The sequence below is a fragment of the Pseudomonas sp. KK18 genome (assembly GCF_037094675.1).
In the GTDB taxonomy this organism is placed as follows: domain Bacteria; phylum Pseudomonadota; class Gammaproteobacteria; order Pseudomonadales; family Pseudomonadaceae; genus Aquipseudomonas.
On the sequence record NZ_CP146605.1, the window covers coordinates 5681761 to 5696656 of the forward strand.

Genomic DNA, 14896 nt, shown 5'->3' on the forward strand with positions numbered 1-14896 from the left:
TTTGATGAACCAGCAGGCCCGCTTCACCCATATGCAGGATGGTACCCAGGAAGACTGGGCGATCATCGCCAAGGATTTCAGTGCTTACGCCCGGCAATTGCCAAGCCGGATCCTGGCGCATCTACGGCTGCTGGAGGGCGACTTCGGCGGCTTCCCGGTGGACCGCCTGACCCACTCGCTGCAAACCGCCAGCCGCGCCTGGCACGATGGCCGGGATGAAGAGTACGTGGTGTGCGCCCTGCTCCACGACATCGGCGACACCCTCGGTTCCTACAACCACCCGGACATCGCCGCCGCGATCCTCAAGCCGTTCGTAAGCGCCGAGAATCTGTGGATGGTGGAGAAGCACGGGATCTTCCAGGGCTACTACTTCTTCCACCACCTGGGGATGGACCGCCACCTGCGCGAGCAATTTGGCGACCACCCGCAGTACCGGCAAACCATCGAGTTCTGCGCGCAGTACGACGCAGCGGCGTTCGACCCGGCCTACGACACCCTGCCGCTGAGCTTCTTCGAGCCGATGCTGGCGCGGGTGTTTGCCCAGCCGAAGAACTCGCTCTACAAGGCGGCGATGGAACGCCAGGGTTAAACCGGCAGCAATGTGCCACCGTGGCCGGTTTGGGTGGCTGGCTCCGGATCTTTGACGATCTCCCGGGCCACCATCAGGATCACGATGGCCGCAATGATGTCGAAAATCGCCAGCACCACAAACAGCGGGCTGTAGCCGACCTTGGTCACCAGCACGCCGAACACCGCAGTAAATGCCGCAGCCCCGATAAACCCGCACATCTGCCCGCCACCGGTGGCGGTGGCCACGTCGTTCTTGCCGAATGAGTCCGAGGCGATGGAAAACAGCGCACCCGACAAGGTCTGGTGGGCGAAACCGCCGACACACAGCAGGGCAATCGCGGTGTAGGCACTGTCCACCAGGCCGATGCACGCCGGGCCGATCATGCACAGGCAACCGAACAGCATCACCAGCTTGCGCGAGGTGAACAGCGAGACCTTGAAGTAGCGGTGGAACAACGGGCTCAGGTAGCCACCCAGCACACAGCCAATGTCGGCGGCCAGGAACGGCAGCCAGGCGAACAGCGCCATTTCCTTGATGTTCATGTGCCGCTCGGTCATCAGGTACAACGGAATCCAGGCATTGAACGTCTGCCAGGCCGGCTCCGAGAGCATCCGCGCCGAGGCGATGGCGAAAAAGTTGCGGCTCTTGAGGATGCGCTTCCAGCTGGCTTTCTTCTGCACGCCTTCCTTGAGGTGGGTTTCCTGGCCGGCCTCGATGTACTCACGCTCGGCCTGGGCCAGCAGGCGCTGGTCACGCGGGTGCTTGTACAGCAGCAGCCACAGCCCGCTCCACACCAGGCCGATGCCGCCAACGATCAGGAATGCCAACTGCCAGCCGCTGTGCAAAATCGCCCAGACCACCAGTGGCGGCGCCAACAACGCACCAAACGACGAACCAAAGTTGAACCAGCCAATGGCGACGGAGCGCTCCTTGGCCGGGAACCACTCGGTAATCGCCTTGACGCCGCCGGGGAAGCCCGCCGACTCCGTCAGCCCCAGTGCGCCACGGGCCACTGCCAGGCTCTGCCAACCGGTGGCGAATGCCGCCAGGGCACAGACTACCGACCAGGAGATGGCGAAGATGGCAAAGCCCATCTTGGTACCGATCGCATCGATCACATAACCGGCGATCGGCTGCATCAAGGCGTAGCACACCTGCCAGGCAACAACGATGTGGGAATACTGCTCAGTGGAGATGCTCAGGTCGGTCATCAGCGTGGGGGCTGCGACTGAGAGCGTGTTGCGGGCCAGGTAGTTAATAATCAGGCCGACCGTCATCAGCCCGACCATCCACCAACGGATGCCTTTGATTTTCATCGCTTCACCTTAATTATTTTTAGATTTGAGGCGTACGTTCTGCGACCGAGCGCATCCGTATTACGGGCGCTATAAAACTGTAACGTCATATGTCGTCATACAACTGTTAGCGTTATATTCAGTCCGCAGCACGATGTCAATCCGTGAAGGGTGATGTTGTACGATGACAATCGACACCCCTGTGGCGCCACGTCACTTGCGCGGCGGGATGAAGACGCGTTCATTTTCTGAGATAAAATCTTTCTGTCATTTACAGTGCTGTATCCTGCACAGGCTTTTTGAACGCGCGGAATCACCTGCGATTGATAAAACAGATCTTGCGAGGAGCGACGACGATGCACGAAATCCCTAATCTCCCCTTCCCAAGCCTGCACGAAACTGAGCAGCCAACCCCGCAACAGGCCGGTGCCACCAAGCCCGAGCCCAAAGAGGCAAAACCGGTCGACCGCAAGAGCGAAGACTGAGAGCCGTACCCAGACCGTGTGGAAAGCGTGACATTGCGCGCTTTCCACACCGCCTGAACACCGTGAGCCCCGCCATGACCGACACCACCCCCGATACCGCCCTGCTCGACACTGCCTTGCACATGGTCGACGTATGGAACCGCCTCACTCCGGAAAAACAGGCCCTCCTGCTCAAGCGCTTCGGCACCCAGGAAAACGCCCTCGCCGCGTTGGTAACCACGCAACTGCTCAACCCCGCCGATCGCTAAAAGTTTGCTTTGCTGCCCCCGCACGCGCCCAGCATCGGTATCATAAGCAGCCTATCTTTTCCTGCTGCGACAGTGGACCTCTCCCCATGCCAGATACCCAGCGCCCCATGGCGGTCACGCTGCAAGTCGTTTCCATCGTTTTGTTCACCTTCATCGGCTACCTGAATATCGGCATTCCCCTGGCCGTGTTGCCTGGCTATGTGCACAGCGACCTGGGCTTTGGCGCCGTGATCGCGGGCCTTGTGATCAGCGTGCAATACCTGGCCACTCTGCTGAGCCGGCCCTACGCGGGACGCATCATCGATAACCGCGGCAGCAAGCGCGCCGTCATGTACGGCCTGGCCGGTTGCGGGTTGAGCGGCGTGTTCATGTTGCTCTCGGCGTGGCTGTCACACCTGCCGGCGCTGAGCCTCACCAGCCTGCTGATTGGCCGCCTGGTGCTGGGCAGCGCTGAAAGCCTGGTGGGCTCGGGTTCCATCGGCTGGGGCATTGGCCGGGTGGGCGCGGCGAATACCGCCAAGGTCATCTCCTGGAACGGCATCGCCAGCTACGGCGCCCTGGCCATCGGCGCACCGCTGGGGGTGTTGCTGGTCAGTCATTTCGGGCTGTGGAGCATGGGCGTCAGCATCATCCTGCTGGCGGTGCTGGGCCTGCTGCTGGCCTGGCCGAAAGTCGCCGCGCCGATCGTGGTGGGCGAGCGCCTGCCGTTCATGCATGTGCTGGGGCGCGTGTTGCCTCACGGCTGCGGGCTGGCGCTGGGCTCGATCGGGTTTGGCACCATCGCCACCTTCATCACCTTGTATTACGCGACCCAGCATTGGGATAACGCGGTGCTGTGCCTGAGCCTGTTCGGTGCCAGCTTTATCGGGGCGCGGTTGTTGTTCGGCAATTTGATCAACCGCATTGGCGGGTTTCGCGTAGCGATTGCCTGTTTGTCGGTGGAGACGCTGGGGCTGCTGCTGCTGTGGCTGGCGCCGGATCCTCATTTGGCGTTGGCGGGTGCGGCGTTGAGCGGGTTTGGCTTTTCCCTGGTGTTTCCGGCCTTGGGTGTGGAGGCGGTCAACCTGGTGCCCGCCTCGAGCCGGGGTGCGGCGGTGGGGGCGTATTCGCTGTTTATCGATTTGTCGTTGGGGATCACCGGGCCGTTGGCCGGGGCGATTGCGGCGGGGTTCGGGTTTGCCTCGATCTTCCTGTTTGCGGCGATCGCGGCGTTTGGCGGGTTGCTGTTGAGCCTGTATTTGTATCGGCAGGCGCCGAAGTATCGCGAAGAACGTCAGGCGAGTTAGAAGTCGACCTTGCCGCGGCCGGCCTTGATGCTGCCGCGTTTGGTCTTGGATTCGAGGCGGCGCTTCTTTGAGCCCAGGGTGGGTTTGGTGGGGCGGCGTTTCTTTTCGACCTTGGTGGCGCTGAGGATCAGTTCCACCAGGCGCTCGAGGGCGTCGGCGCGGTTTTGTTCCTGGGTGCGGTATTGCTGGGCCTTGAGGATCAGTACGCCTTCGCTGGTGATGCGGGTGTCGCGCAGGGCCAGCAGGCGTTCCTTGTAGAAGTCAGGCAGGGACGAGGCCGGGATGTCGAAACGCAGGTGCACGGCGCTGGAGACCTTGTTGACGTTTTGACCGCCAGCGCCCTGGGCGCGGATGGCTGTCAGCTCGATCTCGGCGTCGGGGAGGTGCACGTTGTTGGATATCACCAGCATTTTTTGATCGGGCCTTGGGGTGGAGGGGTAAGGATACGCCAATGTGTTGGGCTGCTGGGGGCTGGGGGCTGGGTACATATCCGTTATTTGGGTGATGGCTGATATTGGTTCCGCTCTTACAGCGGCTCACTTTTGAACAGCGCAAAAGTAAGCAAAACGCTCTTGCCCCACCACTCGGCACCTCGCCTAGGCTCGGTGTGCCCTCACTCCGGCTTTGGACCGTGGGCCGCCGTCATGGGCCATCCTTGGCCCAGGACGGCTAACCCGGCGTCCTGCCGGGTTACCCACGCTCCAAAGCCTGCGTTCGGCCAGCGTGGTTTAACGGGGCGCCTAAGATCAAGATCAAAAGCAGATCAAGAGCACAGCGCCCTACCTGTAAGCGCGCGCCGGATTTGGCACCGCGTTGCAGGATAATTGGCACCTCGCGCAGGCAATCAGACAGAAGTGTTTTGCACGCTATTTGGCATCACAGGCCACTCAATGGCTCTTGGAAAGCTTGCCTGCTGTTGGACCCGGTTGAGTGCTACACGGTAGCGCTTCCATGCTGTCAGCTCAGCCTCCTCATCCGAGGAGGCATCTCCCAGGTCTACGGCGTCTTGTAGCGGGGCTATTCTCGTCGTCGCATCACCCAGCAGCCGGTCCCGCTCCACCAGCGCCAGAGTGGTCAAAGCCTCGGTCTCAGCCTTTTTATCCAGCTGCCACTTACCGCCCTGCCATGAGTGGAACGGGCCAGGGCAACGCTCGGCCGTAAGATCATCGGGCAACGGGCCGAATCGTTCCCATCTGACAGCCTGGCCATCCGAGACTCGGTAAACGTCACCACGAAAGTCAGGCATGAGGCCCCACACTTGCTCGCCATCCGGCACGTGCACCACAGCGAGCCCCTTCTCGGGTTGTGGCGGGGCCTCGGTAAAGGCCATAGCAGGGATAAGCCACTTACCTGGCTCCAGTGGATCAGGATCGGCATGGGCGCAGCCTAGATACTCCCCTGTAAGCGGGTGAGCCTGATACACAAGCGGCGGTGTCAATTCAGTCATAAATCACCTCAATATTTAATGCACATTACTCGGACGACGTTGCGCGACCGGGCCTCGGACCCACCTGAAGATGCTGTTGCGTACTGCACCTGGCCAGGGCTGACGCCGGCAATCCCCGTGGCACTGAGTCCAAAGCTGTTGTTGTGGGTAGCACCGAATAGATGACTGTGAGCTTTGTTATCGGAGTCTTGCCAAGTAAACATTGCACGTCCTGGGTCTACCCCTCGGCCGTCGTCCACCCCCCGGATGAACTCGCCACGGCTATCCGGGAGGTTGAATGTTGTGCTGCCATCCCCCGCGCCGTAGTTCGTTCCAATCACGTTGAACAGATTTGCGTAGGTCGTGCGAGAAACCGCCGCACCGTTTTCCTTCAAGAAGCCTGAGGGCGCGAAGGCTCCCGCAAATTGAATGGTTGTACCCGTAGGAAAAATGAGATTCGGGTCAAGATTTCCGCTGTGCCAAAGTGATCGGGTAGCCGTCCAGGTACTTGCACCCTTGCATCCCCGTACCAGAATTAGAGGCTCGGTATTGCCCTGTACGAAACCAATCTGGCCAGCGTAAGTATCTGCACCATAGGGAATATTGACTAGGCCAACGTTGTTGCCGAAAGCAGACGGGCCACCGCCAAAGTAATAAAAGCCACCAGGCAAGCCGACAGTGTCAACACCGACTGAGGGCGCAGTTGTTCCTCCAAGTCCATACTGACCAATTGACAGCTTCCCACTCCCAAGGCCTGCTACGAAAGCAGTCGTGGCGAATTGAGTGGTGGCGGTTCCGGCGGGTGCCGTCGGACCGGATGGCATGCCGGTGAACACCGGGCTAATGAGCGGGGCTCTTTTGGAAAACTCTGTATCGATCTGCTGCGTTGTATAGGCGTTGGTGATCCCATAACCGGCCAACGTGGTGGCCTTGTCTGCCTTAGAGGACGGGTCAAACGTGCCGCTATGCCACAGCTCCCTAGTAGGGGTCCAAGTATTCGCAGTCTTACAGCCGCGTACTAAAATCCGTGGCTCATTATTCCCCTGCTGAAACCCGATCTGACCGGCATAGGTACTGTCAGCATAAGGAATGTTGACCAGACCTACATTGTTAGCGAAAGTGGTCCCTCCGCCCCCGAAGTAATAGAAGCCACTGGGCAACCCGACAGTATCAACCCCCATTGCCGGAGCTTTGGTCGTACCGAGACCATACTGCCCAATCGCCAAAGCATCAGAAATTCCGTACCCGTCCAGAGTCGACGGCTTGTTCTTCATCGTCAGAAAGTCATTGGCAGCACCTGCCAAGACCTTGACTGCTTTAAGCACCTGAGCATCATCCGAGGCATTAAGCGCGATATTTGCCCCCAGGACCAACCCTACAAGCTCACGCTGTAGAGCATTAAACCAACTGGCCTTTAGGAGTGTTGCTGCAACGCCTGCCCCCGGATTTCCTTCGGTGAACTCACCCGCAGCATTCGCTGTATTGGTGCTGTCGCTGATCTTCTGCATTTAGTTGGCTCCGTAACCGAACAGCAAAATGGATTCCGCGGGTTTCATCTGGCTAAGGCGGCACTCAAGGGCCTTGTTGCCCCATGCAGACAGTGGGTCGCCTGCGCCCGTACTTCCGATGCGGGCATGAATGGCCGTTACAGCGGGCGCATTGATACGCCAAGCAAAGGACCAGTCGCCGCCATTAATTGCGTCGCCAGCCCTAGCCAGTCCTGCGCGGGCAGGCTGAAAAGTGGTGATGGTGATGTCGTATCCCATGGACTTCGCCAGGGATATAAAAAAGGCCTTACTTTGCCCTGCACGGCCTTGCAGCTTGCTCACGACTGCTTGCACGCGCTGCCCAACTGTCTGGGCTTGCCCAATCAGGCATGGATCAGGAAGGGCTAACACTCTCTCCCAGTCCGCCAACCCCTCGCCCGTGTCAGGAAAGATGGTGCTGTAGACCGCGCTTGACTGACCGTCGGCCAGATCCATGGCATTAGCCTCTGCCTCCAGCGTGGCCGAGAGATAAGGCGCAGCGCCGTTGTAAGAGACTGGAGGAAGTAGGAGTCGCAGCTGGTCGGCGAGAGTAGTCATTCCATAAGCCCCAGAGTGATCGTCCCAGGGCGAATCCAACCAATTACGGCTGGGTTTTCCGATGCCTTAACGTTCCCTACTGGGCTAGTTACAGCCCGATCCAGCACCCCGGCCAAGTTATTGATCATGGCTTCAATCTGCGAACGCTTGAGCGTATCGCCCGGTTTCAATGCGTTGAGAAGCATGGTGTAGGCTTTTTGCGCCGCTGCTTGGACATCGGCCATGGAGTACTCGGGCGCTAACTCAATATTCGCGGCAGCGTTAACGGTACGAATGGTAGGGGCATAAACCCAGACATCAGCGATGACCGAGCATTGTTCCTGTAAGTGCGCCAAACAGGCGGCGATGACTTCCGCCGAAGGTAGTCCTGTACTTGCTGTGATAACCACATCAACAGTTCCTCCGCCTCGGCGCCGAGGGATCACAAGTGCTTCGGAAACTCCCTCAACCTCCAGAGCCCAACGGCGAAAGTCGTAAGCAGCACCTCCGGCCGGAGGCGTTTGGATGATGTCTAAAAAGCGGGCGAGCAGAGATTCGACTGCCTCTTGATCATCGCCGCCCGCAGTTTTACCGATGAATGTCGCCGCCGAATCCATGCCCAAGGGCGGGCTGGTAAGAATCAGGCCCCCGGTAAGATTGTTGACTGCCAGGCCAACTGTCTGCGCTTCAACCAAAACCGAAGCGGTGCCACTGGCACTAAGTTTCGCGCCAGCTTTGGCATTGAACTGTTCACCCGTGACAACGTGCCTCATGGTCGCGCCCACTAACAACTCGACACCCGGCGAGCCCTTCAATGCAACAGTGCCGGTGGCAGCAACAGCGTCTTTTCGCAAAACGCCTCTGAGTCCGGCCGCATGAAGAAGCTCTTCCTCATCGGCCGTGTCAGGGAAGATTTGGCGGTAAAGCCAGGCGAGCTTCTGATACAGCCCTTCAATGGCCGACGCCACAGCGGCTGACCGAACATAGTTGTCGCTGTCCGGACCAATATCAGCTTCGGCCTGAAGGTTGCGAATATCACGGAGGATGCCCTGCAATATTGTGTCGAGGGCGGGAGCGGTAAAAGCCATATCAGTTCACTCTTACAGGTTGGCGAAACACCTGCGGATTGCCGGTAGCGTCGGTGATGTCAATTTGCAGGTTGAGCCAGCCGTTGTGAGGCTGTTCGACGGTGATGGTGATGCTCTGGGCGCGGCCGTCATCGAGCAGCGGCTGGAGTGCCTGCTCGGCGTACTGCTTGGCGAGCTTGCCGACCCGTGACAGGTCTTTAGAGCGTTTCAGTTCGTGCAGGCGGGAGCCCACGGTGGTGTCTTTCCACCAGGTGCCGAGGGGTGTAATGAGGCGGATGTAAACGGCGTTGCCCAGCGTATAGATACGCTGGCCCGTCAAGTCGCCAGTAGTTGGGTTTATGCCTGCGTCCATAGGCTGGCATAGTGACGTGCACGCAAAAGACGCCGAGTATCAGCGGGGTTTAAGAATTTCCCTGGGGGCTTTCGGCTTACTGCTGTTGACCTGGTACTGGACCGCCCCCGTGGTTATGCCCGTTATAGATAAGCCGATCTGCCTGCATAGTCCGGGTATGGTCCGCGATATCTCCCGCTGCTTTAACGTCCTCGCTCATTTCGACCAGGGGCGTTTCAAAACGCACCTTGGTCGAGGCCCTGACCACCAATGTGTCAGTTTCGATTTCAATCAGCCGACCACGCTTCATATGGATGTAGTCGCCCTCATCGGTATATAGGGCCACCTCTCCATCCTTGATCACGACCCGATAACGTCCGTCCTCACTGGCCACGACGACCGTGTGCTTACTATTGCCGCCTACAGGGATCGCGATAAATTCAGCACCAGGCAGCGGCCCCGAGGTGAACCCATAGTGTTGCATCAGTTCGCCGGAAACCGACTCGCCCGCAAGCCCTTCCATTTCAATGCCAATCAACGTGCCATGGGTATTACGTGCCGCCGTACCTCGGAAGGCCTGACGAATGTTCCCCACCACTCTACTGACCTGCTCGCGCACCAGGCGCGCCATATTGCTCATCATGCCCCCCTGATGATTTCGATGAATGCCGCGTCCGGGTTGGCTTTCTTGCCCTTTCGCTTCTTGGTGGGGTTGCCGTCCAGCACCCACATTTTGTCTTCACGCAGCCGCAGCTCGGTGATAGGCCCGTCACTCCGAGTCAGGCGCAAGGCGCGGGCCATCAGAAAGTAAGTCGCATCCAGCCCATGGGGCTCACTACGCACAATGACCCGCTGGCCCGGGTTCCAAACTTGGCCGTTGTCGGCACGGTGGCCCATGACCACGGCTCGAATCTCGAAACCCTCCAGGCGACTGTCCGCCAACAGCTTACGGGCACGGGTGGTAGCCATGTCCTGGTTCTCGCTGGAGCTGTCGATCACCACCTTCGGCCGGAAAATCCCACGGCGGGACAGGGTTTCGTCCTGGATGACTGAGCGCAGGTGGGAGCGTTTGGTGTCCAGGCCGTCGTTGTCATACTGACCGTGTTGGCCCAATACAGTGATCTGGCTGTATCGGTTGGCGATAGAACGCCGCACACTGAGACGCTGTACGTTATTGCCGACGCCGTCTTCCCGCATGATCAGTGTACTGACTGGCGCGGCGTTGTAGTCCGGCCCGCCGATGATCAGGCGGCCGTCAGGCTCTACCCAGGGCCACAGGCCGTTGGCTTCGGCAACCTGGAGCAATGCCTCCCAGGCGCTTTGACCTGGTTCAATCTGAACGCGGCGCCTGGTCTTGGCCTGGGCGGCGCGGATTTCTATTTGAGTAATGCCCAGCGGCTTTACGACTTGGTCCAGGATCTGCGCCAGCGAAGCTTCGCGCATCGATACGAACGGTGCGGAACAGTCGACCAGGGGCGCCGCACGGTCCCGCCCGGTAATACGCATAGAGATACCCTGACGGGAGATGTCGTGTTCGAATTCGTCGACCTGGCCGGTTAGTACGCGGTCCTTGCCCAAGGTCAGCGAGCAAGGCGCGCCCTCGGCTAATACGCTAGGCAAGCGGGTGGCGTCTTTGGTGTACAGCTCAAGTTCGAAACCGTCAGCAGCGGTCAACAGATCGGACTCAACCGACCAGCCGTCCCATTCTTCATGCGCCAGGCCACCAATGGACAGACGTATAGACTCGTCCAGCACGTTACTTGGCGTAGGCACGCAGCACCTCCCCGGCCTGAATGTTATGTGGAGTTTTCAAGCTGGGATTGAGGCGGATCAGCTCGGCGGCGCGGGTATGGTCGCCGTACCAGCGGTGGGCCAACAGATGCAGGCTAGCAGGCATCTCAACCACTCGTTTCAGCAACGGCGGACTTTGCAGAATGACTTGGCGGGCGCGGGCCTGGATCAACGCGGCGACATTTCGCAATGCCTCAATGATCGGAAGAGCGGTTTCCACGTCGTAAAGGTGACGTTGAAGCAGAATGGATGACTGGACCAGAGAGCGCACCAGGTTAACCAGGCCTTCCAGTTCTAATGGACTCAAGGTCGGCGTATCGGCTTCGTCCTCGATGATGGTGGCCACCGCCTGGGCGTGAGCAAGCGCCAATTCGGTGATGACCAGGACAACCAGAGCGAAACCACTAGCGGCAACTGGATCATCTGGCATGCCATCAGGCAGCAGCACCAAGACGCTACCTGGAATGGTTGGTGCGCCAACGATCAGCGGGCCGACAGTGGTAGCCACACCCTGGCGCGCACCGATCAAAAAGCCCGCGCCTGCACGCGCTGCATCTGCCGGCAGGCTCGCATTACCTGGCAACGTAGCGGGCACACCAGTACGAGTAAGTAATGCTGTTGACGAGCTAGGTGTACTGCCCTGGACTGCGCCCCGGATCTCTGACGGGGTACGCATCAGATCGACCAGGGGATCAAACGCCCCTGACGGACGCTTGGCCATCGACCCAACACCGGACACCACGCCGAGGATCTGAGAGCGCAGTTGTTGCAGACGTAGGCCAATGCCAGGTAGGCCCAGGGCCTTTTCGATCAGCCCCACCCAGCCTCCGCCAATCCACGACTGGATCTCGCCGACCAGAGAGTCAATGCGGCCAAACAGATCGAAGATGCCATCCTGCCAGCTATATTCATCCTCCAGCCCCAATACGCCAATGTCGACGAACTCGAATTGCCGGTCGAAGAATGGAGCGTCGGGCGTGTCCTCAACAAACACTATGCTGATCTCGGCATAATCCGGCCGGTCGGCGCTGTGCTTCACTTCGCCAGTATTGCTGACGACATTCATGCTGCCGTAGATCGGGTGGATCAGTTCGCCCGTACCTGGTGTGTTCAGGGTGCGGAGGATGTTCTGAAGTTCGATCTCATAATTGACACCGAACACGACCACTTGCATGGGGATGCGGCGCGCCCCACGGCCCAGGTCTTTGACCCGGTCGCCATCCTTGAAAGGCGTCCCATGCTCGGACAGAGCGCGTTGCCATTGCAGGCTTTCGCTTTCTACCTGGAGCGGGACGCCGCGAAAAGAGGCGTCCAGCAGGCTCTCTGCCCAGCTCATCCGCCGCGCCTCATCTGAATACCAGTTCGACGCTCGACCTCGGCCTGGATCATCCGCGAGTCAGTACGCACTTCAATGATCAGCGGCTGGGTGAGCAAGGAACGGAGGCGTTCCTCGGCGGCTTGTGCGGCAGGATTGGCACCGATTGCACCTGGTGCGGAGCCGTTGCCGGCAATTCCAGGAAAGCCGGCCATGCTGCCGCCCGACAACGGGTTAGCCAGGCGTTGCGCCTGGTCAGCTAACCAGGTCGAAGGCTGGCTGGTACCGGTTTGCGACATCATGTCCCGCAGGCGTTGTTGTGCTGTGAAGGTGTTGGCACCCGCAGCCAGGGCACGACTGGCGAGGCCCTGGGCCCAAGTGTTAGCGCCGTCGGTGGGAAGGCCCGCAGCAGTCAGGCCGGTTTCATGGTGCGCCAGGCGCTGGGCCTCTGTGGACAGCCAATCAGATGACTGGCCGGGATTCCGGTCAGCGAGCGCCATACGGTTGCGATAGAAAGAGGTTTGATAGCTACGCTGATCATCGTTCAGCAGCTTGCTGCGTTGAGCGTCACGCAACCTACCTGCATCGGTACTTGCGCTGTCGCCACCTAACTGAGTTGCACTAGCACCGAGCGCCAACGGAGCCAACCACGGCGCGATAAATCCGCCAGGCTTACCCTTGGTCTTGTCCGGACCAGATCCATTTGGCAAATCTGGTCCGCCGCCACCAAGAACAGCACCAGCAGGCCAATTGGTGACGAACACCGATGTAACGCCCGTGGCCTCTTCCAGCACCTTGCCCACGGCGATGTTTTTCAAGGTCTCCGGTCCGCCCATGAACTTGTTGAGCAAAGCGCCAGCGCCTGCTTTGGCACCGCGTCCGGCGTAGTAGCCACCGACTCCCAGTGCGGCACCACCAGCCAGCATTTGCTCGCCTGATAGATTCAGGTCATCGAGTAGATAAGCGCCCATATCGGCAAACCCTTTGTTCAAGGGAGTCGCCATGCGGTCTATGGCTTCGGCCAGCGTCGCCTTCATGCGTGCGGCAGTACCACTTGTGCTTTCGGTGTTTTCCTTCAAGTCTTTGCTGTAAATAGGTTCAGCGTTACCCAGCGTTTTAGCACCAGACTTTAAGTCGTCCAGCCTGTCGCCAGTTAGCATACTGCGCCAGCCACGCACGGTATCCTGGTCCATGCCCTTGAAAACAACGCCCATGAACTTGGCGCGCTGCTCATCATTTTTCATCGCTTCAAACTTGTGCTTTAAATCGCTAAAGATCTCTTCTGGATTACGCGAGCTTTTATCTTTATTGAAAAATTTGATGCCCGTAGTTTTTGAAACTTGGTCTCTGTACTGCTTATTGCTAAATACGCGCAAGGTAGATTCAGCTAACGTACCCAGTCTATCTGGCTGTAACTCAACCTTTGATAGCGACTCGGTAAAGGCCAGCGCCTGCTCAATCGACATACCGGCCGCAGCTGCCGCACCACCAATTTTAGGAAACAAATCGGACAAGTTCTCAAGTTCAGCGTTACCAAGTCTTCCGGCGACCGTCATCTTTTGAAGCAGATCAAGCGCGGCACCTTCTTTATTCAGGTCAATGTTGAATGCGCCAGATGCAGCAACAACTGCTTTGCCTAAGATTGCTGGATTTGCACCGGTAATGGCATTGGCTTGACCGATGGCGTCGCCAGTTTTTTTCGCCGCATCGTAGTTCACGCCAGATGCAATCAAAGTATTGAATCCGGTGTCTACGTCTGCACGAGTAGCACCGTAAGTTTTAGCGATTCGCCAGCCTTCCGTATGCCACTCATCTTTTTCCTCATTGGTCATACCCGCAGTCTGTTTGGTACGAATCAGCACACGCTCTAGTTCGGAGTTTGCTTTCAGTCCAGCAACCACTCCGACTCCAACCCCCAGCCCAGCTAACTTTCCTTGCATACTGCCGCCCAGGCCCTTGATACGGTCGAACTCCTGACGCACACCTATCGCGATGGTTTTCAAAGTACGCAGGCTGCGACCGCTGTTCTGCGCCATGCGGCGGAAGGACGCTTCTGTCTTATCGACGCTCTGACGCAAAGGCTGCACACCTTGCCGGTCGGTACTCTGCAACTCAGTTTTTGCATCTCGTGCAGCCTTGCGAGCGGTGTTGGCCATATCCTTGAGTTCGGCGGTTGTCTTGCTGACCTCGATGCGCGTGCCGGAACCAGCCGTAGCGGTTTCGCGCATTGCTGCACGGATCACTTTATAGCTGTTGGCCCCGACCTGGCCAACCTTGGTGATGGCAGAAGATGCTTTCCAGCTTTCATCGGCCAGAGACTTGGCGCCCTCCTTGCCAGCCTTGCGCAGGTCACGGTTGATCTGCTCGATCTCGCGCCGACTGTTGCCCGCATGGGCCTGGAAACGAAGCGCGACGCGCAGATCGGACATGAATAACTCCCGGAAACAGACTTACAGGGACAGGAAAGGCCCGGTGTCGAGCCTGTCATTTGGGTTTAGGCAACGCCTTGCGCAGGCGCTGACTGACATAGCGGGTGCCTTTGACCTTGCCGATGATCAGATCAATACGTGCATCGATCTCGGCCCTGGTCATCTGGCGAAGCTCTTCTAGCCGGTAGCCGTGGCGGACGAAGGCGTGTTCGATTCGTCGCCAGTCGGCGTTGCCGCGCTCGGCGGCGCGAGCTTTTTTTCCAGCTCGGCATCGGCATCGGCAATGATGGCCAGGTCGCTCTCGGTGAGTTCGCCCAGGAGCAATTCAGTGGTCAACGCGTCGGCGGGAATCTCGCCCAGGGACAACAACTGACGGCGATAAACCTCCAGGGTGATCAGTTGAAATGGCGCGCCTGGGTGCAGCTCCTGCGCGGCGACCAGGTCGCCCGCAACAGGAACACGCAAAGTGAAGGTCTTGTGGCGCAGGCCGGAGTAATAGACACCCATTTTGAGTTCGCGGGTGATGCTCAGTCCTTCCCAGCGCTTGCTTGATTGCTCGGTCATTGCA

The 14896-nt window shown here is 58.9% G+C and carries 16 protein-coding genes; 4 read left to right on the forward strand and 12 right to left on the reverse strand.

Annotation, left to right across the window (positions count from 1 at the left end; translation table 11 throughout):
- Positions 1-4: 4 nt before the first annotated feature.
- Positions 5-589: a hypothetical protein gene (locus tag V6607_RS25645; RefSeq protein ID WP_003212982.1), complete on the forward strand. Its 585-nt coding sequence runs from the start codon at positions 5-7 to the stop codon at positions 587-589.
- Here V6607_RS25645 and V6607_RS25650 read toward each other — a convergent pair.
- On the reverse strand, positions 586-1860 hold the full coding sequence (locus tag V6607_RS25650) for an MFS transporter (protein ID WP_052024259.1): 1275 nt from the start codon (positions 1858-1860) through the stop codon (positions 586-588). The two genes, V6607_RS25645 and V6607_RS25650, sit on opposite strands and share 4 nt — an antisense overlap.
- A gap of 362 nt (positions 1861-2222) precedes the next feature.
- On the opposite strand from V6607_RS25650, the gene V6607_RS25655 reads away from it, so the two are divergent.
- From V6607_RS25655 to V6607_RS25665, 3 genes are all read left to right on the forward strand, one after another.
- Positions 2223-2351 (forward strand): hypothetical protein, encoded by a 129-nt coding sequence (locus V6607_RS25655; protein ID WP_003212978.1) that lies wholly within the window; start codon positions 2223-2225, stop codon positions 2349-2351.
- Positions 2352-2425: 74 nt separating this feature from the next.
- Positions 2426-2599 carry a hypothetical protein gene (locus V6607_RS25660; protein ID WP_008430977.1) on the forward strand — a complete coding sequence of 58 codons (174 nt, stop codon included), beginning with the start codon at positions 2426-2428 and terminating at the stop codon, positions 2597-2599.
- Between the two features lie 86 nt (positions 2600-2685).
- A complete protein-coding gene (locus tag V6607_RS25665) occupies positions 2686-3885 on the forward strand; it encodes an MFS transporter (RefSeq protein ID WP_003212974.1) in 1200 nt (399 codons plus the stop codon).
- Here the strand turns inward: V6607_RS25665 and arfB are convergent.
- The 11 genes from arfB to V6607_RS25720 form a co-directional block, all read right to left on the reverse strand.
- Positions 3882-4295: an alternative ribosome rescue aminoacyl-tRNA hydrolase ArfB gene (arfB, locus tag V6607_RS25670; RefSeq protein WP_003212972.1), complete on the reverse strand. Its 414-nt coding sequence runs from the start codon at positions 4293-4295 to the stop codon at positions 3882-3884. The genes V6607_RS25665 and arfB overlap by 4 nt on opposite strands.
- A 434-nt stretch (positions 4296-4729) precedes the next feature.
- Positions 4730-5332, reverse strand: a complete 603-nt coding sequence (locus V6607_RS25675) for a tail fiber assembly protein (RefSeq protein WP_338741486.1) — start codon at positions 5330-5332, stop codon at positions 4730-4732.
- A gap of 8 nt (positions 5333-5340) precedes the next feature.
- The gene (locus V6607_RS25680) at positions 5341-6819 is read right to left on the reverse strand and encodes a phage tail protein (protein WP_338741489.1); all 1479 of its coding nucleotides are present in this window, start codon (positions 6817-6819) and stop codon (positions 5341-5343) included.
- A complete protein-coding gene (locus V6607_RS25685; protein ID WP_338741492.1) occupies positions 6820-7395 on the reverse strand; it encodes a putative phage tail protein in 576 nt (191 codons plus the stop codon).
- Positions 7392-8462, reverse strand: a complete 1071-nt coding sequence (locus V6607_RS25690) for a baseplate J/gp47 family protein (protein WP_338741495.1) — start codon at positions 8460-8462, stop codon at positions 7392-7394. Before V6607_RS25690 ends, V6607_RS25685 begins: the two co-directional genes overlap by 4 nt.
- 1 nt (position 8463) lies before the next feature.
- Positions 8464-8814, reverse strand: coding sequence for a phage GP46 family protein (locus V6607_RS25695; protein ID WP_338741498.1), 351 nt, complete (start codon positions 8812-8814; stop codon positions 8464-8466).
- A 76-nt stretch (positions 8815-8890) separates the two neighbouring features.
- Entirely contained in the window at positions 8891-9433 is a 543-nt protein-coding gene (locus tag V6607_RS25700; RefSeq protein ID WP_338741501.1) for a phage baseplate assembly protein, read from the reverse strand.
- Positions 9433-10566, reverse strand: coding sequence for a phage baseplate assembly protein (locus V6607_RS25705; RefSeq protein WP_338741504.1), 1134 nt, complete (start codon positions 10564-10566; stop codon positions 9433-9435). Before V6607_RS25705 ends, V6607_RS25700 begins: the two co-directional genes overlap by 1 nt.
- Entirely contained in the window at positions 10550-11920 is a 1371-nt protein-coding gene (locus V6607_RS25710) for a DNA circularization N-terminal domain-containing protein (protein ID WP_338741507.1), read from the reverse strand. Before V6607_RS25710 ends, V6607_RS25705 begins: the two co-directional genes overlap by 17 nt.
- Positions 11917-14328 (reverse strand): phage tail tape measure protein, encoded by a 2412-nt coding sequence (locus V6607_RS25715; RefSeq protein WP_338741510.1) that lies wholly within the window; start codon positions 14326-14328, stop codon positions 11917-11919. The genes V6607_RS25710 and V6607_RS25715 overlap by 4 nt, the downstream gene beginning before the upstream one ends.
- 177 nt (positions 14329-14505) lie before the next feature.
- Complete coding sequence (locus V6607_RS25720) at positions 14506-14892, reverse strand: hypothetical protein (RefSeq protein ID WP_338741513.1); 387 nt, start codon at positions 14890-14892, stop codon at positions 14506-14508.
- Between the last annotated feature and the right edge of the window lie 4 nt (positions 14893-14896).

Bases quoted from the DNA above. Each gene is read 5' to 3' on its own strand.
- V6607_RS25660 (WP_008430977.1), top strand. From the start codon at position 2,426: ATGACCGACACCACCCCCGATACCGCCCTGCTCGACACTGCCTTGCAC.
- V6607_RS25690 (WP_338741495.1), bottom strand. From the start codon at position 8,462: ATGGCTTTTACCGCTCCCGCCCTCGACACAATATTGCAGGGCATCCTC.
- V6607_RS25720 (WP_338741513.1), bottom strand. From the start codon at position 14,892: ATGACCGAGCAATCAAGCAAGCGCTGGGAAGGACTGAGCATCACCCGC.
- V6607_RS25665 (WP_003212974.1), top strand. From the start codon at position 2,686: ATGCCAGATACCCAGCGCCCCATGGCGGTCACGCTGCAAGTCGTTTCC.
- V6607_RS25680 (WP_338741489.1), bottom strand. From the start codon at position 6,819: ATGCAGAAGATCAGCGACAGCACCAATACAGCGAATGCTGCGGGTGAG.
- V6607_RS25695 (WP_338741498.1), bottom strand. From the start codon at position 8,814: ATGGACGCAGGCATAAACCCAACTACTGGCGACTTGACGGGCCAGCGT.
- V6607_RS25715 (WP_338741510.1), bottom strand. From the start codon at position 14,328: ATGTCCGATCTGCGCGTCGCGCTTCGTTTCCAGGCCCATGCGGGCAAC.
- arfB (WP_003212972.1), bottom strand. From the start codon at position 4,295: ATGCTGGTGATATCCAACAACGTGCACCTCCCCGACGCCGAGATCGAG.
- V6607_RS25710 (WP_338741507.1), bottom strand. From the start codon at position 11,920: ATGAGCTGGGCAGAGAGCCTGCTGGACGCCTCTTTTCGCGGCGTCCCG.
- V6607_RS25655 (WP_003212978.1), top strand. From the start codon at position 2,223: ATGCACGAAATCCCTAATCTCCCCTTCCCAAGCCTGCACGAAACTGAG.
- V6607_RS25685 (WP_338741492.1), bottom strand. From the start codon at position 7,395: ATGACTACTCTCGCCGACCAGCTGCGACTCCTACTTCCTCCAGTCTCT.
- V6607_RS25675 (WP_338741486.1), bottom strand. From the start codon at position 5,332: ATGACTGAATTGACACCGCCGCTTGTGTATCAGGCTCACCCGCTTACA.
- V6607_RS25700 (WP_338741501.1), bottom strand. From the start codon at position 9,433: ATGAGCAATATGGCGCGCCTGGTGCGCGAGCAGGTCAGTAGAGTGGTG.
- V6607_RS25650 (WP_052024259.1), bottom strand. From the start codon at position 1,860: ATGGTCGGGCTGATGACGGTCGGCCTGATTATTAACTACCTGGCCCGC.
- V6607_RS25645 (WP_003212982.1), top strand. From the start codon at position 5: ATGAACCAGCAGGCCCGCTTCACCCATATGCAGGATGGTACCCAGGAA.